Source organism: Puia sp. P3 (assembly GCF_050632245.1).
Taxonomy (GTDB): domain Bacteria; phylum Bacteroidota; class Bacteroidia; order Chitinophagales; family Chitinophagaceae; genus Puia.
Window position 1 is genome coordinate 1,909,187 of the sequence record NZ_CP192583.1, and the last position, 20,005, is coordinate 1,929,191.

19 protein-coding genes and 5 pseudogenes are annotated in these 20,005 nt (G+C 54.8%); 20 read left to right on the forward strand and 4 right to left on the reverse strand.

Going from position 1 to position 20,005, the window contains the following annotated elements; translation table 11 throughout:
* Position 1: 1 nt before the first annotated feature.
* Positions 2-1,398: pseudogene (locus ACQ86N_RS11560) on the reverse strand (phospholipase D-like domain-containing protein); the annotation flags it as partial.
* A gap of 20 nt (positions 1,399-1,418) precedes the next feature.
* Between ACQ86N_RS11560 and ACQ86N_RS11565 the strand changes: the two are divergent.
* The 9 genes and pseudogenes from ACQ86N_RS11565 (at position 1,419) to ACQ86N_RS11605 (ending at position 8,023) form a co-directional block, all read left to right on the forward strand.
* A complete protein-coding gene (locus ACQ86N_RS11565) occupies positions 1,419-2,174 on the forward strand; it encodes a hypothetical protein (protein ID WP_431215285.1) in 756 nt (251 codons plus the stop codon).
* A pseudogene (locus ACQ86N_RS11570) lies at positions 2,149-2,358 on the forward strand (AAA family ATPase); the annotation flags it as partial. The gene ACQ86N_RS11565 and the pseudogene ACQ86N_RS11570, both read left to right, overlap by 26 nt.
* 88 nt (positions 2,359-2,446) lie before the next feature.
* Complete coding sequence (locus ACQ86N_RS11575) at positions 2,447-3,280, forward strand: AAA family ATPase (protein ID WP_431217366.1); 834 nt, start codon at positions 2,447-2,449, stop codon at positions 3,278-3,280.
* On the forward strand, positions 3,253-3,996 hold the full coding sequence (locus tag ACQ86N_RS11580; RefSeq protein ID WP_431215286.1) for a hypothetical protein: 744 nt from the start codon (positions 3,253-3,255) through the stop codon (positions 3,994-3,996). The genes ACQ86N_RS11575 and ACQ86N_RS11580 overlap by 28 nt, the downstream gene beginning before the upstream one ends.
* Entirely contained in the window at positions 3,993-5,189 is a 1,197-nt protein-coding gene (locus tag ACQ86N_RS11585; RefSeq protein WP_431215287.1) for a hypothetical protein, read from the forward strand. Before ACQ86N_RS11580 ends, ACQ86N_RS11585 begins: the two co-directional genes overlap by 4 nt.
* A gap of 14 nt (positions 5,190-5,203) precedes the next feature.
* Entirely contained in the window at positions 5,204-5,776 is a 573-nt protein-coding gene (locus ACQ86N_RS11590; protein ID WP_431215288.1) for a hypothetical protein, read from the forward strand.
* On the forward strand, positions 5,719-6,366 hold the full coding sequence (locus tag ACQ86N_RS11595) for a hypothetical protein (RefSeq protein ID WP_431215289.1): 648 nt from the start codon (positions 5,719-5,721) through the stop codon (positions 6,364-6,366). Before ACQ86N_RS11590 ends, ACQ86N_RS11595 begins: the two co-directional genes overlap by 58 nt.
* Positions 6,357-7,736: a hypothetical protein gene (locus tag ACQ86N_RS11600; protein ID WP_431215290.1), complete on the forward strand. Its 1,380-nt coding sequence runs from the start codon at positions 6,357-6,359 to the stop codon at positions 7,734-7,736. Before ACQ86N_RS11595 ends, ACQ86N_RS11600 begins: the two co-directional genes overlap by 10 nt.
* Positions 7,694-8,023 (forward strand): hypothetical protein, encoded by a 330-nt coding sequence (locus ACQ86N_RS11605; protein ID WP_431215291.1) that lies wholly within the window; start codon positions 7,694-7,696, stop codon positions 8,021-8,023. Before ACQ86N_RS11600 ends, ACQ86N_RS11605 begins: the two co-directional genes overlap by 43 nt.
* 2 nt (positions 8,024-8,025) lie before the next feature.
* Here ACQ86N_RS11605 and ACQ86N_RS11610 read toward each other — a convergent pair whose 3' ends face one another.
* From ACQ86N_RS11610 to ACQ86N_RS11620, 3 genes and pseudogenes are all read right to left on the reverse strand, one after another.
* Positions 8,026-8,424: a helix-turn-helix domain-containing protein gene (locus tag ACQ86N_RS11610; RefSeq protein ID WP_431217367.1), complete on the reverse strand. Its 399-nt coding sequence runs from the start codon at positions 8,422-8,424 to the stop codon at positions 8,026-8,028.
* 51 nt (positions 8,425-8,475) lie between these two features.
* Positions 8,476-8,724: pseudogene (locus ACQ86N_RS11615) on the reverse strand (AraC family ligand binding domain-containing protein); the annotation flags it as partial.
* A 54-nt stretch (positions 8,725-8,778) separates the two neighbouring features.
* Positions 8,779-8,934, reverse strand: coding sequence for a hypothetical protein (locus ACQ86N_RS11620; RefSeq protein WP_431215292.1), 156 nt, complete (start codon positions 8,932-8,934; stop codon positions 8,779-8,781).
* Positions 8,935-9,049: 115 nt separating this feature from the next.
* Here ACQ86N_RS11620 and ACQ86N_RS11625 point away from each other — a divergent pair, with 115 nt between their 5' ends.
* The 11 genes and pseudogenes from ACQ86N_RS11625 to ACQ86N_RS11675 all read left to right on the forward strand — a co-directional run bounded on the left by ACQ86N_RS11625 (position 9,050) and on the right by ACQ86N_RS11675 (position 19,979).
* A complete protein-coding gene (locus ACQ86N_RS11625) occupies positions 9,050-9,760 on the forward strand; it encodes a glycoside hydrolase family 97 N-terminal domain-containing protein (protein ID WP_431215293.1) in 711 nt (236 codons plus the stop codon).
* Positions 9,757-11,022, forward strand: a pseudogene (locus ACQ86N_RS11630) (glycoside hydrolase family 97 catalytic domain-containing protein); the annotation flags it as partial. The gene ACQ86N_RS11625 and the pseudogene ACQ86N_RS11630, both read left to right, overlap by 4 nt.
* The gene (locus tag ACQ86N_RS11635; protein ID WP_431217368.1) at positions 11,022-12,830 is read left to right on the forward strand and encodes a SusC/RagA family TonB-linked outer membrane protein; all 1,809 of its coding nucleotides are present in this window, start codon (positions 11,022-11,024) and stop codon (positions 12,828-12,830) included. The pseudogene ACQ86N_RS11630 and the gene ACQ86N_RS11635, both read left to right, overlap by 1 nt.
* Positions 12,805-13,260, forward strand: a complete 456-nt coding sequence (locus tag ACQ86N_RS11640; protein ID WP_431215294.1) for a TonB-dependent receptor domain-containing protein — start codon at positions 12,805-12,807, stop codon at positions 13,258-13,260. The genes ACQ86N_RS11635 and ACQ86N_RS11640 overlap by 26 nt, the downstream gene beginning before the upstream one ends.
* The gene (locus ACQ86N_RS11645; protein ID WP_431215295.1) at positions 13,250-13,444 is read left to right on the forward strand and encodes a hypothetical protein; all 195 of its coding nucleotides are present in this window, start codon (positions 13,250-13,252) and stop codon (positions 13,442-13,444) included. The genes ACQ86N_RS11640 and ACQ86N_RS11645 overlap by 11 nt, the downstream gene beginning before the upstream one ends.
* 144 nt (positions 13,445-13,588) lie before the next feature.
* Positions 13,589-14,089, forward strand: coding sequence for a hypothetical protein (locus tag ACQ86N_RS11650; RefSeq protein WP_431215296.1), 501 nt, complete (start codon positions 13,589-13,591; stop codon positions 14,087-14,089).
* Between the two features lie 12 nt (positions 14,090-14,101).
* On the forward strand, positions 14,102-15,055 hold the full coding sequence (locus ACQ86N_RS11655; RefSeq protein WP_431215297.1) for a RagB/SusD family nutrient uptake outer membrane protein: 954 nt from the start codon (positions 14,102-14,104) through the stop codon (positions 15,053-15,055).
* Entirely contained in the window at positions 14,994-15,653 is a 660-nt protein-coding gene (locus tag ACQ86N_RS11660) for a RagB/SusD family nutrient uptake outer membrane protein (protein WP_431215298.1), read from the forward strand. Before ACQ86N_RS11655 ends, ACQ86N_RS11660 begins: the two co-directional genes overlap by 62 nt.
* A gap of 92 nt (positions 15,654-15,745) precedes the next feature.
* Positions 15,746-16,985 (forward strand): annotated as a pseudogene (locus tag ACQ86N_RS11665) (DUF5107 domain-containing protein).
* Positions 16,948-18,969 (forward strand): tetratricopeptide repeat protein, encoded by a 2,022-nt coding sequence (locus tag ACQ86N_RS11670; protein WP_431215299.1) that lies wholly within the window; start codon positions 16,948-16,950, stop codon positions 18,967-18,969. Before ACQ86N_RS11665 ends, ACQ86N_RS11670 begins: the two are co-directional and overlap by 38 nt.
* On the forward strand, positions 18,963-19,979 hold the full coding sequence (locus ACQ86N_RS11675; protein ID WP_431215300.1) for an aldose epimerase family protein: 1,017 nt from the start codon (positions 18,963-18,965) through the stop codon (positions 19,977-19,979). Before ACQ86N_RS11670 ends, ACQ86N_RS11675 begins: the two co-directional genes overlap by 7 nt.
* Positions 19,980-20,005 lie beyond the last annotated feature (26 nt).

A 20,005-nucleotide genomic window follows, 5' to 3' on the forward strand; every position in this document is an offset into this window, starting at 1 on the left:
CGGTGAGGAGGATGTGGTCGGTATAGAAGCGGGCGGTATTTTCGTTGAGGTTGCCCGTGGCCAGCAGGCCTGCGTAATGGACCCTGCCGTCGATATTCTTTTTTACGAGTCCGATCTTGGCGTGCACCTTCAGCATCGGAATGCTGTAGATGATCTTTATCCCGGCATCCTTCATTTTACGGGCCCAGTGGAGGTTGTTGGCTTCGTCGAAGCGGGCTTTCAGTTCAACAAATACCGTCACTTTTTCCCGTTGCGGCAGGCGCTGATAAGTGCGTGGACAATTCTTGAATCCCTTGCTACGCGGTACATGGTCAGATAGATCTCTTCCACTGCCGGATCGATGGCGGCTTCATTGAAGAAGCGCAGCACGGGGTCGTAGCTTTCATATGGGGTATGCAGCAGCAGGTCTTTTTCCATGACGGCCTTCAGGAGGCTGGGGTGGCCGGCTTTTTGCCGGAGGGGCGGCCATGGGCTGTATGACAGCGAGCGGTCCCTTATAGGGAATCCCGAAAGGTCGCGCATATTGTGGTAGCGGCCGCCCGAGACAAGGGATGCCCTGTCCAGCCCAAGGCGATGGACCAGCGCCTCCATGGTTCGCAGGGGAATTCCGGGCTCGTGCAGAAAGCGCGTGGCCAGACCTGCGTCCCTTTTCGCCAGTTTCTTTTCTATTTTTTCGGCGATATCGCCTTCGTATTCGTCTTCGAGGTCCAGTTCTGCGTCGCGGGTGATCTTAACGCTATAGATGCCGCTGATCGTCGACTGCGGAAATGCGCAGGCCATGTTCTCCCGGACGATGTCGTCGATGAACAGGATATAGCGGGTATCACCCACCGTTGTATCATAGAGTCTCGGCAGGCTGTCCGATGGGATATTGACGATGACCAGACGTTCGCCTTCGTGGCTGTCGCCGAGGACGACGAGAAAATAGAGCCTGTCGTTCTCCGGGAAGAATCCCGAATTCCCGTGGGTGAGGTATACCGGCTGGATGAAAGCGAGTATCTGTGTGAAGAAATAGTTCTGTGTTGTCGTTCTTATCGATTCCGGGATGGCTTCAGCGTATACGAAACGGATTCCGTGGGTGGCAAGCTCCGGAATTATACGGGTCGTAAACAGGCGGCCATAGGACTCGAGCTGATTGTTCAGGCGGGATGAAATTTGTGTTATCAATTTTGTTCCCTCGGCGGAAACGTAGTTTTCCCTGGTCGATTTTATTTTTTGAAGGGCGGCGAGTGCGGGGATGCGTACCCGATAAAACTCGTCGAGGTTCGAGCTCCAGATCGAAAGGAAGTTGATCCTTTCCAGCAGGGGAGTCGCTTCCCGAGCGGCTTCTCCAAGCACACGGTAGTTGAAGGTTAGCCAGCTCATGTCCCTGCCGAAGAAAGAATAAGGAGAAGCCATATGGTGCAAAATACTGTTTTTTGAGAAGGCAGCAACAGCAGGATTTTGTATATTTGAAAGGACTTATGACCCTCTCCAGCGATAACCATTTCCTTCAAACCATCCGACACTTAAGGGAGCAGGAGGAGATGTTGGTCTACGACCGGCTGATCACTGCAACAAGATCCGAAGAAGAGGCAGTTGGAGATTTCCTGCGAAAAGAATATGAAATGGAGAGCGTCGGCTTTCCCGGCAATCCTCCGGCTTTCGCGCAGGCGGCGGCGGTCTGGGCGGCGAGGATAGTCTACGATGCTTCACAGCTGTTGTTGTTCAGGGATCAGAACGAAAAAGATCTGGAGCGGCTGCTGGCGGACTATCCGGCGCCGATCGATGCGGCGGCCGTCCTGTCTGCCGATCTTTGTTTGCGTTGTCTGCCCGACGTCATTGCAAAAACCAGGGAGATCAATCCGGACGATGTGCTGGTTTCCGTTCTCGAAGATCTTTTGAAGAAATGGCATTATTCGGGGGTTGGTTATTTCAGGGGTGGGATTGCCGGGGACGGTCCGGCCGCCGTATCCGGTGGGGCAGCGGTAGACGAGGTTTTTGACTGGGGTCCGGTGCTGGCCAACGACTGTCTGCGGAGGTTGTATACGGACAGGGTCATACGCGGGCGGGTAACAGCATTCGCGAACAGCCGCGCTCTCCGGTCGGACGTACGCGCGGCACTGGGTGATCACGCCGACTATTTTTGGAAAGAATTACGGGAATATGATGAATCCGATAGAGAAACTGAATAAGGTACTGCACTACGTCAAGCATGCTTTTGTGGGTAAGGACGAGGTCGTCGACCTGCTCGGGATCAGTCTGCTGGCGAAGGAAAACCTCTTTCTTCTGGGACCTCCGGGAACGGCCAAGAGCGCCATCGTGCGGCATTTGTCGTCCTGTCTGGAAGACGGGAAGAATTTTGAATACCTGCTGACACGGTTTACCGAGCCCAACGAGATCTTCGGTCCCTTTGATATCCGCAGGCTGAAAGAGGGTGAAGCTGGTGACGAATACGGAGGGCATGATGCCAGAGGCTTCCTTTGTGTTCTTCGACGAGATATTCAACGCCAACAGCGCTATTCTCAACAGTCTGCTGATGGCACTGAACGAGAAGATATTCCGGCGTGGGAAGGAAACCCGTCGTCTGCCGGCGCTGATGTTCGTGGGTGCGAGCAATATGTTGCCGGAAGATGAAGCGCTGCAGGCACTGCTGGACCGTTTTCTCATCCGCGTGAAATGCGAGTACGTCGATCCGGACAGGCTGCAGGAAGTGCTATTGGCGGGCTGGAGGATGGAGTCAGGCGGTCAGGACGAACGGCCATCCATATCCTCCGCGGAAGTCGCCGCCCTGCAGGCCGCCTGCCGCGGGATAGACTTGGCGCCGGTACGACCAACCTATATCGATATTGTCCACAGCCTCCGCAGTACGGGCATTAAAGTGTCGGATCGCCGGGCGGTAAAGCTGCAGAATATCATTGCAGCCAGCGCGCTGGTCTGTGGAAGGAATAAAGCCATCCTCTCCGACCTCTGGGTGCTGAAATACATCTGGGACACCGAAGAGCAGGTGGAAATACTAGCGGGTATCATCGACGCCGTCATCGAAAAAGACGACGCGGTCCCCGCACATCCCCAGGCGCTGTATAATAAGGTCCCCGACCCGGAGGAAGTGATGAAAGAGGTCAATTTTTTGGGCTCCAGATGGGCGCTGGACGGATTGTCTTTCGAAGAACAGAACGTGATCAAGGACAAACTCCGCTATGTGCAGACGCGGTGCAGCTGGATCAGGAACCAGGAACAGAAGCTGTACGTTCAACAGGAAATCGATAGCCTATGGCAGAAGATCCTTCTAACGATGTGAGCTATTTTTTGGAGATAGGCAGGCCGCATCTGGACTATCTCGGGCCGGTAAGGCACTGGAGTCAGCTGAGGACAGCCGCTGCGGAAGATGCGTATTGGGTCAGGGGGCTTACCGCAGAGCAGCTGGAATCGACAGAGATAAGGAGTATCCCGTTGAAAAAGATCTATTATATGCGCGACGACCAGTCGCAGCTGCTGTTCCCCATCGGGGCAGCGGTGCCCGTGAAACGACTGCCTTCCGGCTTGCTGTGGACGCCGCTGGAAAAGGCGATGCCGCTGGAATATCCTTCCTATAATCACAATTATTTCGGGCTTTCGGAGAAGCTGCCCGTGCGGCTGGCGGCGTCCTCCAATGAGGAGGATCCCGTTGCTATGCTGGTGTCGGCGCGACTGCTGGGGGGCTATATAAAGACGGCGCCGGCGGTGCGGCTCGAACCGCTCTCGTGGGTGATCGTAGACGATCAGGCCCTGTTGCTGGGCAACCCTTTGCTGCCGCTGCCGGGAAAAAGTTACTGGCGCCGCGGAAACCATCTTTTGCCGGCGGGGCTGGATCTGGAATGGCCGTTGCTTGCCGAAACGCTGGACAGGCAGATGAATCCCCAGGGGGATTGCTGGTTGGTCTGGGAGGAGCATGGCGGGTACCTGGAGGTTAAGAAAGAATCGTTCCGGCCATTGTCGATCAGTTCGTTCCGATTGAGTGAATCAGATATCCGATGAGTTATTTTTCGGCATACAGGAATTATTTCTGGGTCCTTGAAGAGGGTGGGGAAGTCATTGCTATTCCCGGAGGAAGTACGATTGCCTATAGCCGGTACGTGATACAGGTGCTGGAAGATCTGATGGATCAGGGATTACCGCCCCTGGGGGCGTTGCTGCTGGCGATACTTGGGACGAACCATTCGGTAGACCTGATAAGGGAATTGAAGAACCTCCTGTACAACGACCTGGATCGACTGGTAAAACATAACCCAGGCCAGTACGCGACGTTTAGAGATATAAGGGGGCCTGTTATTAAATTTTTGGGGATGCTGGATTCACTGCCTGTAGCGTATACGACGGGCAATCGCAGGATCCAACTTTTTCAACTATTGTTTGCGGATTGTCACGGTATCCTTTCAAGGGAGGCGTCGGCAAAAGCGGAGGAAATTATAGCGAAGGTGCAGATGGAAAGGGAGGATGATGGGCTCGGTAGCCTGTTTGAGACAAAGGAATTCAGCTATGAAGCGCTATATGATGATTTTTGCTGTATCGAATTATTGCATAAAAAATTTCCGTCAGGGGACGCCCTGATCGAGGCGATGGCGGGAATACCGGCGATCGATGAGCCGATCCTGGAGGAAGAAGAGAAGCCGGGGACGGCCGGAGATTTTGTGGAGGAGTTGACCGACAATCCGGCGACCTTTCCGTTGGGCGCGCTGATCAGGTCGTTGTGGTCGGGGATGAATATTCCTATCCATCATAGTCTGCCGGGCGCGCAGCCGTTGGGCGGTTTTTCGGACCTCTCGAATAAGGGGGATCTCGATAAATTATTGATCTCGGAATTTGCCAGCGACGACTGGTTGTTTTTGTCGCGGCTGGCCAACAATGAGGCGCTGTATTTACACCGTGAGATGCCGCCGGGAGTAGACCCGATGGAGCGAATTATCCTGGTGGACGTTTCGCTGAAGTCCTGGGGAACGCCCAAAATACTGGCCTATGCTATTTTGCTGGCCATCGCCAGACATCCCAGGACGGATATCCCCTGTACGGCCTACGCGATAGGGAATGGCTTTTATCCTGTGCATACCAGGACCGTGGAAGAAGTCATTGCAAGCATCCAGCTGGTGGACGGTGCGCTGCATCCCGCGGAGGGGCTGGCCAAATTCTTTGAGAGCGCGCAAGGCCCGAAAAGGTCGGAAGTTTTTTTATAACCTCTCCGGATACGATGCGGCATCCTGCGGTGCAAAAGGTCATCAGCGACAACTACTCCCGGTTCAAATACTGGGTGACGGCGGACCAGGAAGGCGAACTGCTGTTCTACCGCAACCAGCACAAGGGCAGGAGGCTGATCCAGCAACTCAGGCTGCCGTTGCAACAGCTATGGGAAACCCGAAAAAAGGGGAAGACGGAAGAATTGCCGGAAGATGTGCCGCCGGGCAGGATGCGGATACCTATCTTATTCCCGCCGCCCACGGCCCCGAAGAAATTCTTTGTCAGCAGTGAATTCGACCTCTTTGCCGTCACCAAGGAAAGAAATCTGCTGCGTCATCCCCGGAACGAAAAGTCCTCGGGAATGGGCTGGCGGCTGGTGATGGAGCAGGTTCCGCCTTCCGCCAGTCATTTTGCGATGGGTCCGGAAGAAGACGGAAGGCAGCTGTTCCTTTCCTTTAAGGTCCACAACCGTGAGCTGACGATCTGCCGGCTGGCTACGGGCGAGAGCAAATCCATTTATTTCAACGAATGGAAGCCTTCACACTTTCCGGATTTCTTTTTATGGATCAGGAGTTTCACTATATGAACGACGAATACTGCTGGAGTTTTTCATTTCAGCAGGAAATACTCGTAGAAAAGAGGAGTATAGGGACGGGCGATCCTTTCGTTGCCTGGTATGAGACATTGCAGCAGAACACGGAGACAGGAAAGTCCGGCATCTCCTTTACCTGGTCGGTACTGAAGAATATCCACCATATTTTTATCAACCAGCAGGGGAACCTGGTCTTCAATAAGCACGAGCTGGTGCTGAACAAACCGGGACATCTTCAGCTGCTGTCGGCCTCCCGCGAGTCCAGGGGTGTCGCGGCTTCCGCGCAGTTCGACCGCGAGCGGAATGAATTTGTCTTTCCGGGAGGAAGTACGATAAAAGTGCACCGGTCGGGAATGATCATTCTGCAGCAGGCGCCATCGGGCGAGTCCACAGACCGGTCCGGACCGGTCTTTATTCCCGCGGCGCTCGACGCGTCGCTTGCGGCGGCGACGGACCAGTATTTCTCGGGGAACATGTACTACTACCCCAAAATGCAGGGGGAACCCTTAATAAAGGTGAGCACCCCCACCTTTTACGAAGAAAATATCCGACCTTTCATTCAACACGTCCTGCAATGCAGCTGACCGTACAGCCATATCATAAAAATAGCTATCCGCGCGGAGGGATCCTCATCCGGGGTCAGCAGCTGACCGGCTGGCTCCGGCAGGTGCAGGGAATGGGTATATCGCCGGAGGAGGCATCCTTTTACCCTATCGCCGGGGAAATGGCAAATTCAGTCTGGGGTTGTCTGCTGGTGCCGGGCGATGAATTCGCATGGCCGGAGGACCCCGGCAGCAGCCCCTACTGTCAGTGTATCGGCGACAGGCTGTTCATTCCCGAGTGCAGCCGGCTGTACCCACAGCTATCAATACCCGAACTGGACCGGCTGCTGAAAGATCAGTTGCATTTTTACCACCCTGAGACGGGCTGGGTTCAATTGCCGGAGCCTATACAATGGCGCGATGTACTTGTGCGGCCGGCGAAGGGCGACCGAAATATCGTGACGCCTGCGGCGTCGGTGTATATGCCTTCGCGGGCGACGGCCTTTTATAAAAAGGCGCTGTCTCCCGAAGAAACGCTGGAGGGCCTGGCTGCCGAGTTTTCGCAGGTATCGGCCGACAACCGGCCGTTGTCATTTAGGGAAAAGGTTCGGCTTTGGCTGCTGCGGTTGGTGCTGGGCAGAGCGCGGGCCGGAAAGATGCAGTCAAAATGGATCGGCAGGCTGCAGGCCGATCTCGATGCGCTGGAAGAACGAAACAACAGGGAGGTAGACAAGCTGCTGAAGCTTTTCAAAAAGGATCCCATGGAGGCCCTGAAATACGCGATCCCTATCGACAACGACGGGGTGTCGCGGGGCGGGACGGCTGCGGCCTTTACATTGTCCCGCCTATGGACTAATTTTTCCTTGCCCGGCAATCTGCTGGAGGGCGTCGGGGGCGGTCGGGGATCGGCCACGCCGGGCTCCGTCAGACTGGGACATAGCCATCTGAACCTCCTGAACCAGGAATACCGGAATACGGCCCATATGCTGTTGCAGAACAGGGAATATCGTCAGGCGGCCTTTGTATACCTTCGGCTGCTGAAAGACTATTCTGCGGGCGCGGAAGCGCTGGAAAAAGGCGGATACCATTCCGAGGCGGCGTCCATCTATCTCAAATACCTGGATAATAAGGTCAGGGCGGCAGAGTGCTATGAGAAGGGGCAGCTGTATCTGGAGGCTATCGAATTGTATAAGGAACTGATACGATATGAAAAGGTGGGCGAACTCTACCTTGTCATCGATAAGAAAAAGAGGCTCGGCCCTGGTTCGAAAAGGTCGTCGACCAGCACCTTAGCCATCAGGACTATATCCGGGCAGCGGCTTGCCGGCGTGACAAGCTGGACGAGCGGGAGGCAGCGCAGTCGCTGCTATTGCAGGGATGGAGAAACGACAGGGAAGCCGTCAACTGCCTGAATCTTTATTTTGCTGCGATCGAAGACCCGCGTCAGCTGGACAGGGAGATCAGGAAGCTCTATGCGGATGAGACAGACATAAAGAATAAAGAGAAATACCTGCAGGTGATGAAGCAGCAGATCGGGCGGCCCGGCGTCGAACGGACGATCAGGGACATTGCCTACGAAATAGTGGCGGACCGGATAGGGGAAGATCCTTTTATCAGCAGCGAGCTGCAGGCATTTAATAAAAAAGACAAACGCCTTATAAAAGATATTCTCCTGTACCGTCAGCAGCAGCGGAAATAGCCTTATTTGCCTGTCTTGTTCCGTTTGCGGTATTCTACCGGTGAATGCCCCATCAGCTTGGTAAACATCCTCGAGAAATAATACTGGTCGTCGATGCCGAGGCTGGCCGCTGTCTCCTTTACCGTCATACCGGTGAACAGCAGGTACTGACAGGCCTTCTGGATCTTCAGGTGATTGAAGTACTCGATAGGCGAGTAGCCCGTTCGTTCGCGGAAGACGGCGGAGAAGTGCGAGACGGACAGTTTGGCGAAGCGCGCCAATTCCTGCAGGCTGATGACGGTGTGTGTCTTTTTTTGCATCAACTCGATGGTGTCGGCGATTAGATCTCCTTCCTTTCTCTTTTCCGAAGAGCTGAATTTTTCTTCATAGAGCAGTGAAGACAGAAAATGATAGAAGATCATGTTGACATAGCGCAGGTTGTCACTGCCATATCCTTTTTCGAGTCCGGAATAGATGTCTTCAAACAATTTGATCCTGTTCTCGCTGAAGGCGAGGTCGGGTTTGTAATTCCTCGTGTTCTGCAGAATCAGGTCGACGATATACGTGGCGAGGTCTCCCCTGAAATGTAACCAGTAGATAGTCCATGGATCGTTCTCGTTGGAAGCATACTTATGCGGAGTATTGGCCGGGATGACGATGAACTGGGAGGCGGAGAGCGTCGTTCTTTTTTGTCGATCCCGACCCAGCCACTTCCTTCCACGTTGTAGATAATGATGTGCTGGCTGACTCCGGCAGGACGGTCTACGTAGTGGAACTTAGCCACTGGGATAGTACCCGATGTCTGTGATGTAGATCTGTTTTGTCACCGGGTCGCGAGTCAGAAAATCCGTCGTGATTTTTTTGGGCAGGACGATCAGTCGCTGTCCTTCGAAGCCCTGCCGTTTGCGGTGTCTGTTCTTATTGGTTGACATTGGTCTTAAAACTGCAAATTAAGGAAACCAGAAAATAATCCATCTTTTTCAGAAGAAATACTATTCTTTCTTTTTGGGTGCATAGCGAAATTTGGATCGTAATAAAGCGATTGTGATGCCCAGACCAGCCGCCCGTTCCGGAATCTTCTTACTGATCTTTCTGTCTTCCATTGCCGTATCGGCTGAACAGATCGTTCGGCTTTCGTCTCCTGACGGGAAGGTCGAGATCCGGGTGACGCTAGGGGCTTCGATCCGATACAGCATCTGGTACCGCCAGCAGCAGGTGGTCGCGGCTTCGCCGATATCGCTGACGGTCGACCGCTCCGTTCTTGGGAGGGGTTCCGTGATAAAAAAGATCAGCAGGGACAGTGTCCGGTCCGTGATCACTCCGCTCTATGGCAAATTCGACCGGTTGAAAGACGACTACCGCGAACTGCGGATCGATTTCAGTCAGCCTTTTTCGCTGCTGGTGCGGGCATACGACGAGGGTATCGCCTGGCGCTGGGTCTTGTCTTTTCCTTCAACTGTAACGGTCAATACTGAAGAGGTCAGTTTCGCGCTGAAGCCGGCTTACAGTGCGTTGCTGTCGGTGACGCCAAAGCTGACCTCCTGGGAACTGCCCTATACGTCTTATTCATCCGTGAGTCAGGTACCCGATTCGAACAACGTCATCGTGCCGGCGCTGTTCACCGACCGTGGATTTCGCCTGGTAGTCGCGGAGTCCGATGTGCGGGACTATCCGGGAATGTTCCTGAAGAAGGGCGAAGGCGGCTTTCATGGTTTTTGGGCGGCTTATCCTAAAAGGGAGACGCCATACAGGGGGTGACTGGGGTATGTCCACCAGGGTCGACGAACGCGAGGACTACATCGCCCGTACGGCCGGCAGCCGGGTATTGCCGTGGAGGGTGGTCATCGTTTCCGATGACGACAGGAAACTGCTGACCAATCAACTGGTGTACAAGCTGGCGACTCCTTCGCTGATCCCCGATCCTTCGTGGATCAGGCCAGGTAAATGCGACTGGGAGTGGTGGCATGACGCCATTGTCGGCGACGCCGGCTTCCCCACCGGTATGGAGAACAGGAGCACGCGACTTTACAAAGAATATATCGACTTCGCCGCCGGTCATGGGCTGGAATATACGCTGATCGACGCGGGCTGGAGCAATTTCTATCATTTGGATACCCCGCAGCGGGTAGATATCCAGGAGCTGGTCGAATACGGAAAAAGGAAGAACGTGGGTATCCTGGTGTGGTGCAATGCCAGCTTCACTGATGGCTGAACTGGACCACTATATGGAGACGTTCGGGAAATGGGGACTGAAGGGGATCAAGGTCGATTTCTTTGACCGCGATGACCAGAAGATCATCCATCAACAGGAACAGATAGCTGCCTCGGCTGCCCGATGGCATCTGCTGGTCGACTTCCACGGATCGCCCAAACCAACCGGATTGCAGCGCACATGGCCCAATGTCATCAACTATGAAGCCGTCCGGGGTGAGGAGTGCAGCAAATGGGATACGACTTCGGGGCCGCCTTATCATCTTCAGATACCCTTTATACGTATGCTCTGCGGTGACCTGGACTATACGCCGGGGTCGATGCGCAACCGCAGCAGGGCTTCTTTTGTTCCCATTTCCAAAGGGTTACCCACCACGATGGGCACCCGCTGCCATGAGCTGGCCCTTTTTATCCTCTTCGACCAGTATCTCGCCGTGCTCAGCGATTCGCCGGAAGCCTACCGGAAGTACGCCGATATAATGGCTTTTCTGTCGGCACTGCCCGTGTCCTTCGACGATACGAAAGTGTTGTCCGCCAGGCTGGGAGAATGCGTGGTACTTGCCAAAAGACGCGGCAACAGCTGGTATGTCGGTGCGGCGACCGACTGGACGTCAAGGGACCTGAGCGTCGATCTTTCTTTTCTGGGGGATGGCGAGTTTCAGGCCGATCTGCTGAAGGATGGCGCCGACGCCGATACCAACGCCGAGTCCTACCGGCACGAGACGAGAGCTGTCAATCAACATACCATGCTGAAGCTGCACCTGGCTTCGGGTGGAGGGGCGGTGATAAAAATCTATAAAGCTTCCATATGACAAAAAGCCTATTCTTACTACTGCTTAGCGTGTGCACCCTTATCGTTCACGCGCAGGATCAGACACCCGGCGGCGGGCGCAGTCTGACCATTCGGGGAAGGGTCCGGGAGAAAAGTACCGGGCAGGCCATTCCCGGCGTGCAGGTCACGCAACAGTCGAATCCGAAAAATGTTGTCGTCGCGGGGGCGGCGGGGGACTTCACGATCACGGTACCGTCGGCAAACGCGGTGCTGCTTGTCCATGCCATGGGCTATGCGGACATGGAGGTGAATGTTGCGGGAAGGACCGCTCTGACCGTGGATCTCGAAGCCGGCGGAACGGGCAATCTGGACGAGATCATCGTAGTCGGCGCCGTGGTCAGGCGCCACGACCTGACGGGGTCAGTCGCCAGCATCGATGCGAAGACCATTTCGATCACCCCGACAACTGATATCAATACGGCCATACAGGGAAAGGTACCGGGCGTCTACGTCGTCAACGCCTCCCAGCCCGGCAGTGCGGCCTCGATCAAGATCCGCGGCAATAATTCGCTGAGCTACGGTACGAGCCCCATCTTCGTGGTGGACGGTGTGATCGTCGGCGACAACCTGAATGCGCTGAATCCCGACGATATAGCATCCATGGAGGTGCTGAAGGACGCGTCGGCCACGGCGTTGTACGGGTCGCGCGGCGCCAACGGCGTCGTGATCGTCAGCACAAAGAAGGGCCGTAAAAACACCGGCTCCGTCCACTATAACAGCTGGATCGGATGGTCGTCGTTCGAGCGGAAGATGAAGTTCATGAATGCACAGCAGATCTATGCGCTGAGGGCCGACGCTTTTGCGAACCAGTATATCGAGAACAATCCGGGCGCCGACCGTCAGGCCTATATCAACCGTATCACCAGCGATACTTCCAGTCTGGTGTTTGCACCCTATGAACATCAGACTTTCAAAAGCGGAAAAACCTATGACTGGCTGAATGCCGTGTCTCAGAATGGCCTGGCACAGAACCATACCCTGGATTTTTCCGGCGGCTCGGACAAGGGCACTTATTATCTTAGTCTCAACTATACCGACCAGAAGGGCCTGCTAAAAGGCTCGGACTACCGGCGGATGGGCGCCCGTATCAATATCGACCAGAACGTCAAGTCCTGGCTCAAGGTCAGGACCTATACGACCTTTACCCATAGCATCACAGATGTGGTCGATGGGACTGTGTTCCCGACGGCGGTCGCGGCTAACCCGCTGCTGCCGGTGGATACCGCCGGGTTGTATACGCTAAAATGGGCGGATATCTTTAACCAGGACCAGTACAATCCTTTGAGGAGCCTCTATATCAAAAACAATCAGTACCTGAACCGGCTGCTGACCAGCAACTTTATCAATGTCTCTCCGATAAAGGACCTGAATATCCGGACCTCCTTCTCCGCGGACATTTCCAATGAGCAGCAGTATTCCTATGTTCCCACCACTACAGGGCAGGACCTGCGCAACAGCAACCACGGAAATGCCATGCAGTACAAGACGGAGACCTACAATCTTCAGTGGGATAACTCGGCCTCCTATACAAAGGGCTTTGGCGATCACCGGCTGAATTTCCTCGTGGCTACCTCGCTGCAGCAGAACAGCTCGAACTACAACCAAATTACCGCGTATGGCTTTCCAAACGACGATTTCGGGTATATGTATCTGGGTGGGGTGATGTCGAGGGACAGGACGGTGCTGGGGTCCGACTTTGTCACGACGACGCTGATCTCCTATCTGGGCCGGGTGGAATGGGGCTGGAAGGACAAGTATTTTGCTACTGCTCACGATGAGGTATGACGGTTCGTCCAAATTTGGCCCCAACCACAGATGGGGCGCGTTTCCGTCGCTGGCTGTCGCGTGGGATATGGGCCGGGAGAGTTTCATGTCGAAGATCAGCGCCATCAGCCACTGGAAATGGCGGGTAGGCTATGGCGTTGCGGGCAACCAGAATATTCCCGACTATGCCACCGTATCGCTCTATCGTCCCGTTTACAGCAACGGATCGGTCTACTACAACAACGACGGAAGAAGGGGCAATCCGGACCTGCAGTGGGAAAGGCAGAAGCAGGTGAATGTCGGCGCCGATATCGGGCTGCTGAACGACCGGCTCAACCTGACCGCGGACTATTTTCATATTACGAACGACAACCTGCTGATCGATCAATCCCTGGCGCTGACCTCGGGCTTTACTGAACCAGGTATCCAATGTGGGCGCTATGACGAATAAGGGGCTGGAGTTTACACTGGAATATGCGATCATCAAACAAAAAGACCTGCAGTGGAATTTCCGGTTTATGATCTCCAGGGACGTCAACAAGGTTACCAAACTGAGCGGCAACGTACCGGCCATCTATAACAAGGGCGGATATACCGGTGGTCGAGATCCAGCGGACGAGGCAACTATATCGTAGGTCAGCCCGTCAACACCATCTATTCCTATAAATTCTCGAAGATCGCGCAGGTCAGCGATACCGCGAAACTATCGAGGATCAATTCTCGGCGGGCGTACGGTACATCCTGGCGATATAGTTCCCGTCGACAAGGATGGCAATGGCGTGATCAATGATGATGACCGGTATGTTGTGGGGAAGCTCGACCCGAATTTTTATGGCGGTTTCGGATCGGACATTACCTGGAAGGGTATCGGGCTGACCGTATTCTTCAACTATTCTTCGGGTCTGAAGCGCATCAGTTCGCTGTATGAGGGCGGGATCCAGTCGGACGGTATGGAAGCAGCGTCTGTCGATATGCTCAACCGCTGGACGCCGACGCATACGAATACGAATATTCCGAGGGCGGTATACGGCATACCCAGATTTGGGGTCGGGGATGTGGACCTGGGAGTTCAGAATGCTTCTTTTTTGAGGATGTCTGTGCTCTCTCTGTCCTATACGCTGCCACCATCGGTGAGGAAGAACGTATTTGACAATGCCCGTATCTATGTGACGGGTTCCAATCTGCTGCTGCTCACCAAAGACAAGGGATATGATCCTGAAACGGGAGATGGCTTCCCGAATACGAAATCGGTATCCGTTGGGCTGAACCTGTCACTTTAAACCAATCAATTTATGCAAATCCGAAATATCATTATATACGCAAGCCTTACGGCAGCCTTTACGCAGGTCTCCTGTAAGAAATTTCTCGACCAGCAGCCAAAGACGGCGCTTACGCAGGACCAGGCCTTTGCCAGGCTGGACAATATCAAGCCGTTGATCTCCGGTCTTTACACCAACTGGCGCAATGTGCGAAAGGACAGGGGAGGATTTATGTTCGAGCTGGGCAGCGACGAAGCCCAGCAGGGCGCTTATCAGGTGATGACCGATCCCGATCAGGCGGCGCTGGATCGCTATGACGGGTATATGGTCCCGCGGAATAACGCGCTGACGGGGCAGTGGCAGAACCGCTGGCCGATAGTCGTCGCGGCGGCGCAGGCGGTATTTGCATTGCAGAACAACAAGGAGGACGAGGCGACGCGGACCGAACTGCTGGGCGAGGCCAGCTTTATCCGGGCAGGTGTCAACTTCGAACTGACCCAGTACTGGGGCAAGATCCCGATCTCGGACCCTGCGCGGTTTGACCAGCTGGGCACCAGACGGCAGCCGCTGGATCAGGTCTATGCCTATATCATCAATGACCTGGAAACGGCGGCCAAATATCTACCCGAGACCCAGAGTGATAAGAGCCATGTCACGAAATACGCCGCACTGGCGCTGTTGGGAAAAGTATATATGAGCGCGCCCGCTGAGGCAAATGTTCGTAACTTCCAGAAGGCGGCCGATACGCTGAACCTGGTGATCCAGTCGGGGAAATATTCGCTGCTGACCAACTATGCCGATCTCTGGGACCCCGGGCACGCGAATTCCGCCGAGTCTATCTATGAATACCAGTTCAACAATACCTACCCTGACAACAACCAGACCCAGTGGCAGATGGGTTCGCGTGCGCTGGCAAATTTGGCGGGTGTTGGAGCCAACTGCTATTTCGGCGGATACGATCTCATGGTGCCGACGATGTACTGCTAGCAGCGACAAGTCGGCCGGCGGTCTTTGGGAGGCGGGAGACCTGCGTAAGGCGCAGAGCATCCGGTACGATTTCACATATAAGGGGATTACGCCGACCCTTTCGACGGGATTTGGGGGTGACGAGCTGGACCCGCACGTAAAGAAATATGAGGATCCCCGGACCGATGGCGTCATGAGCTTCTGGTACTCCGGCAAGAATATCTTTTACATTCGCTACGCGGACGTGCTGCTGATGTACGCGGAGTGTCTGAACGAATTGGGGAAGACTTCGGATGCCGTCCATCTTATGAACAGCACGATCCGGGCCAGGGCCTTCGGAGGCACCATACCTGCTGGGCTGAGCTGGGATCCTGGTATGAGCCCTGACGTCTTTCGGACCAATATCCTGGACGAGCGGATGCGGGAGCTTTGTTTTGAAGGCTGGAGGCGGAGTGACCTGATCCGCACGACCAGTTTTTTGAATCTGGTGAAGGCCAGAAATAAGTGGACCAAACAGAGCGGGACGATCCAGGCATTCAATCAGCTGTATCCCATTCCGCTGACGGAGATATTGCAGAATCCGGATATTCCGGCGACGGACCAGAACCCCGGTTATTAATTTAATAAATTCGATTTAGTATGAGAGTAAAAGCCTGGGCAGAGAAGATATCGATCCCAACATACCCTATCGGCAAGCCCGAGAAGAACCCAATGTTCCTTGAGAAACGGGTGTATCAGGGCAGCAGCGGCGTCGTCTATCCGCACCCGGTGGTCGAGGCGATCGCAGACGAGAAGACGGATCAGTTGTACAATGCCGTATTCATCGAAAACGACTATCTGAAGATCATGATCCTGCCCGAACTGGGGGGACGTATACAGCGGGCCTATGACAAAGTGCGGGGCCGGGATTTCATCTATTACAATCAGGTGATCAAGCCCGCTCTGGTTGGGCTTGCCGGCCCGTGGATATCCGGAGGCATCGAGTTCAACTGGCCGCAGCACCACCGTCCAAGCACCTATAGTCCTGTAGACTATACGATCGAGGAGCTTCCCGACGGAACTGCGACGGTTTGGGTGAACGAGATCGAGGCGATGTTCAGGACGAAGGGATGGCGGGCTTTACACTGTATCCCGACAAAGCCTATCTGGAGATAAAAGGAAGGGTGTTCAACAGAACGCCGTTTCCGCAGACCTTTCTCTGGTGGGCCAATCCGGCTGTAAAGGTCAATGACGCTTACCAGTCCATTTTTCCACCGGATGTATATGCTGTTTTCGATCATGGGAAGAGGGATGTGTCCGATTTTCCGATCGCGACGGGCACATACTATAAAGTCAACTACGCTCCGGGAACGGATATTTCGCGCTATTCCAATATTCCTGTCCCGACTTCGTATATGGCGATCCGATCGGGATATGATTTCATGGGTTGCTATGAACACGACACACAGGCGGGTATGCTGCACGTCGCGAATCATCATCTTTCCCCGGGAAGAAACAGTGGACCTGGGGCAACGGGGATTTTGGACAGGCCTGGGACAGGAACCTGACGGATGAGGACGGTCCCTATATCGAGCTGATGACCGGTGTCTTTACGGATAACCAGCCGGATTTTTCCTGGCTGCAGCCCAATGAAGAAAAGAGCTTCGAACAGTACTTTATGCCTTATACTTTGGTCGGACAGGTGAAGAATGCGACAAAGGAGGCGATGCTGAATCTGCAGTGGGAGGGAGATGTGGCGCAGGTTAAGGTATATACGACGGCGGTGTATAAGGACGCTGCGGTCCGGCTGTTGAATAAGGGGAGGGTTGTTCGGGAGTGGGTCGTGGAGATCTCCCCCGGCCAGGTATTTGAAGAAAGTTTTTCCGCTCCTGACGGAAAGGGCCGGACTGGTGACTGGGCGGTGGTGGTGACCGATGCCGCGGGTCTTGTGCTCGTGGCACTGGCAGGATAGCGATCCTTCTTCGGAGCGCCCGGCGATGCCGGCGCCGGCTACGGCCGCGCTGGCGCCTGCCGATATCGCGCATGTCGAAGACCTCTATCTGAACGGACTGCACCTGGAGCAGTACCGCCATGCGACCTATAATCCCATCGACTACTATACCGAGGGGCTGCGCAGGAGTCCGGAAGATATCCGCTGTAACAACGCCATGGGGCTGTTATTGCTGCGGCGGGGACAGTTCGGGCAGGCGGAGCCTTATTTCCGGCGGGCGGTGGCGTCCATTACCCGGCGGAACCCGAATCCTTATGACGGCGAGCCGTATTATCATCTGGGATGGTCATTGAAATTGCAGGGGCGTCTGCAGGAAGCCTATGATGCTTTTTATAAGGCGACCTGGAATGACGCCTGGCAGCACAGCGCGTTCCTGTCTCTGGCACGTATTGCGACTGCACAATCGCGTTATTCCGAGGCGCTGGCCCTGGTGGAGAGGTCGCTGGTGCGCAACTATCATAGTCCCGTGGCGCGCCACCTGAAGGCGGCGCTGCTGCGCAGGCTGGGGCGGCCCGCTGAAGCCTTTATCAGGGAGTCGCTGGGGATAGATCCGTTCAACTTTGGATGCCTGTTTGAATCGGGTACCGATACCTTTGTTGCGCTGATGCGCGGGTCGTTGAACAATTACCTCGAATTGTCGCTGGACTATGCGCAGGCAGGGTTGTACGAAGAGGCTGATAGAGTGTTGGGACAATGCCCTGCTGAATCTCCGCTGGTTAGCTATTACAGGGGATGGTTTGCGTCTCAGGCAGGGCATGGTCCTGCGGCGCTGGGCTTTTATAAGGTTGCCGCGGGGCAGGACCCGTCGTGGTGTTTTCCGAATAAGATCGAAGAGGTGCTGATATTGCAGGACGCGCAGAGGCTGAATCCTTCCGACGCGCGGGCCGGGTATTATCTGGGCAATTTATGGTATGACAAGCGTCAGTATTCGGATGCGATCAGGTGCTGGGAAGAAGCTGCAAAACTAGACGACCGGTTTCCGACGGTATTCCGAAATCTTGCGCTGGCCTATTACAACAAGCTGGGGAAGAAGGAAGACGCGGTTGGTTTTCTCGAAAAGGCATTTGCACTGGACCCGGGTGATGCGAGGGTGCTGATGGAATTGGACCAGCTGTATAAAATACTTGGCCGGCCATTTGAGCAGCGACTGGAGCTGCTGGAAAGGTATCCGCAGCTGGTAGAGCAGCGTGATGATCTTTATTTGGAGCGGGTCACGCTATACAATCAGCTAAAGGAGTATGAGATGGCGCGCAAGCTGCTTGCGCTGCGCAAGTTCCACCCGTGGGAAGGAGGAGAAGGAAAGGTGGTGGGCCAGTATTTGCTGTGTCACCACGAGCTGGCGAAGCTGGCGATATCGCAGGGCAGGCTGAGCAATGCGCTGGATCTGCTGATGGCCACGGAGACCTATCCGGAGAACCTGGGCGAAGGCAAGCTGTACGGCACGCAGGAGAACGACCGTTATTATCTGCTGGGGTTGGTATATGAGGGATTGGGGCAGCGGGAGAAGGCCGCGGAATGGTTTCGTGCGGCGACGGTGGGTATCAGCCAGCCCGCACAGGCGATCTACTACAACGATCCGCAGCCGGACAAGATCGTCTATCAGGCGCTGGCGTGGTTTCAGCTGGGAGAGGCGTCGACCGCGCGCCGGATCTTCGCGAGCTTTATACAATTCGGGGAGGCGCATATGGACGACGTTATTACTATCGACTATTTTGCCGTTTCTTTGCCGGATATGCTGGTTTTTGATCAGGACATCAACAGGCGCAACCGGATACACTGCAGCTATCTGATAGGACTGGGACATTTGGGTCTTGGCAACGGGGAGGGCGCAAAGCGTTATCTGGAGGAGGTACTTCGTCTCGACATGAATCATCAGGGCGCGGCCGTCTATTTGCAGATGGGGACATTCTTTCAACAGGCAATAAAACAGGAGCAGGCATGCTGAGGACGGAAATTTGTCAATATGTGCTCAGCAGGGGCGCTGTTCGCGTTGGAATTCTGGATATTGGGGCCACCGTGTCTTTTGTGGAAATGCCTGATCGCAACGGGCGGGTGAAGAATATCGTGGCGGGCTTCCGGCACGCAGAGGAGTACTGGCAGAACGATCATTATTTTGGGTGTATTGTCGGGAGGTATGCGAACCGGATAGGCAAGGGCCGTCTGATGCTGGACGGACATACGGTACAGTTATCGGTGAACAATGACGGCAATCACCTCCACGGGGGATTCGAAGGACTGCATCGAAAGCGCTGGCGGCTGCAATCGAGGATAGAGAGCGATGATGAGTCGGGCGTCGTGCTGGAGTACACGAGCCCGGATGGAGAAGAGGGCTATCCGGGTAATCTTCGGATACAGGTGGGCTATATGCTGGACGCAGCCGGGAGGTTTCATATGCAATACACGGCGGTCAGCGATGCCGCTACTCCGGTCAACCTCACGAATCATTCTTATTTTAATCTCTCGGGTTTCGAGAGACCTGTGATCGACGATCATTTGTTGCGGATATTCGCCAGCCGGTATACCGAGAAGAACGGTTCGAATCTACCTTCAGGGCAGTTGCTTCCGGTGAGCGGTACGGCGATGGATTTTACCGCCTTGCGGAGGATAGGTGATCGTTTCGGTCAGCTTCCGCAGGACGGGGGATATGATCATAATTATGTGCTGGATGGTTCGTTGGCGGGAACGATGGGCGTTGCCGCCGAACTATACGATCCCGGATCGGGGCGGCAGCTGCGGATACTGACGGACCAGCCGGGAATACAGGTCTATACGGCTAACTGGTGGGATGGCAGTGTCGTGGGGGCGCAGGGGGTGCCGTATTTGAAGCATGGTGCGGTTGCACTTGAGACCCAGGCGTTCCCGGATAGCCCCAATCAGTCGTCTTTTCCTGATACGATATTGAGGCCTGGTGAGGTCTATCGATCGACGACAGTTGTTGAGATGAATACCAAATGATTGCTATGTCAAAATATTCTTACAAT

Bases quoted from the DNA above. Each gene is read 5' to 3' on its own strand.
- ACQ86N_RS11575 (WP_431217366.1), top strand. From the start codon at position 2,447: ATGCCAGAGGCTTCCTTTGTGTTCTTCGACGAGATATTCAACGCCAAC.
- ACQ86N_RS11580 (WP_431215286.1), top strand. From the start codon at position 3,253: ATGGCAGAAGATCCTTCTAACGATGTGAGCTATTTTTTGGAGATAGGC.
- ACQ86N_RS11585 (WP_431215287.1), top strand. From the start codon at position 3,993: ATGAGTTATTTTTCGGCATACAGGAATTATTTCTGGGTCCTTGAAGAG.
- ACQ86N_RS11590 (WP_431215288.1), top strand. From the start codon at position 5,204: ATGCGGCATCCTGCGGTGCAAAAGGTCATCAGCGACAACTACTCCCGG.
- ACQ86N_RS11595 (WP_431215289.1), top strand. From the start codon at position 5,719: ATGGAAGCCTTCACACTTTCCGGATTTCTTTTTATGGATCAGGAGTTT.
- ACQ86N_RS11600 (WP_431215290.1), top strand. From the start codon at position 6,357: ATGCAGCTGACCGTACAGCCATATCATAAAAATAGCTATCCGCGCGGA.
- ACQ86N_RS11610 (WP_431217367.1), bottom strand. From the start codon at position 8,424: ATGATCTTCTATCATTTTCTGTCTTCACTGCTCTATGAAGAAAAATTC.
- ACQ86N_RS11620 (WP_431215292.1), bottom strand. From the start codon at position 8,934: ATGTCAACCAATAAGAACAGACACCGCAAACGGCAGGGCTTCGAAGGA.
- ACQ86N_RS11625 (WP_431215293.1), top strand. From the start codon at position 9,050: ATGCCCAGACCAGCCGCCCGTTCCGGAATCTTCTTACTGATCTTTCTG.
- ACQ86N_RS11635 (WP_431217368.1), top strand. From the start codon at position 11,022: ATGACAAAAAGCCTATTCTTACTACTGCTTAGCGTGTGCACCCTTATC.
- ACQ86N_RS11645 (WP_431215295.1), top strand. From the start codon at position 13,250: ATGACGAATAAGGGGCTGGAGTTTACACTGGAATATGCGATCATCAAA.
- ACQ86N_RS11655 (WP_431215297.1), top strand. From the start codon at position 14,102: ATGCAAATCCGAAATATCATTATATACGCAAGCCTTACGGCAGCCTTT.
- ACQ86N_RS11670 (WP_431215299.1), top strand. From the start codon at position 16,948: ATGCCGCGGGTCTTGTGCTCGTGGCACTGGCAGGATAGCGATCCTTCT.
- ACQ86N_RS11675 (WP_431215300.1), top strand. From the start codon at position 18,963: ATGCTGAGGACGGAAATTTGTCAATATGTGCTCAGCAGGGGCGCTGTT.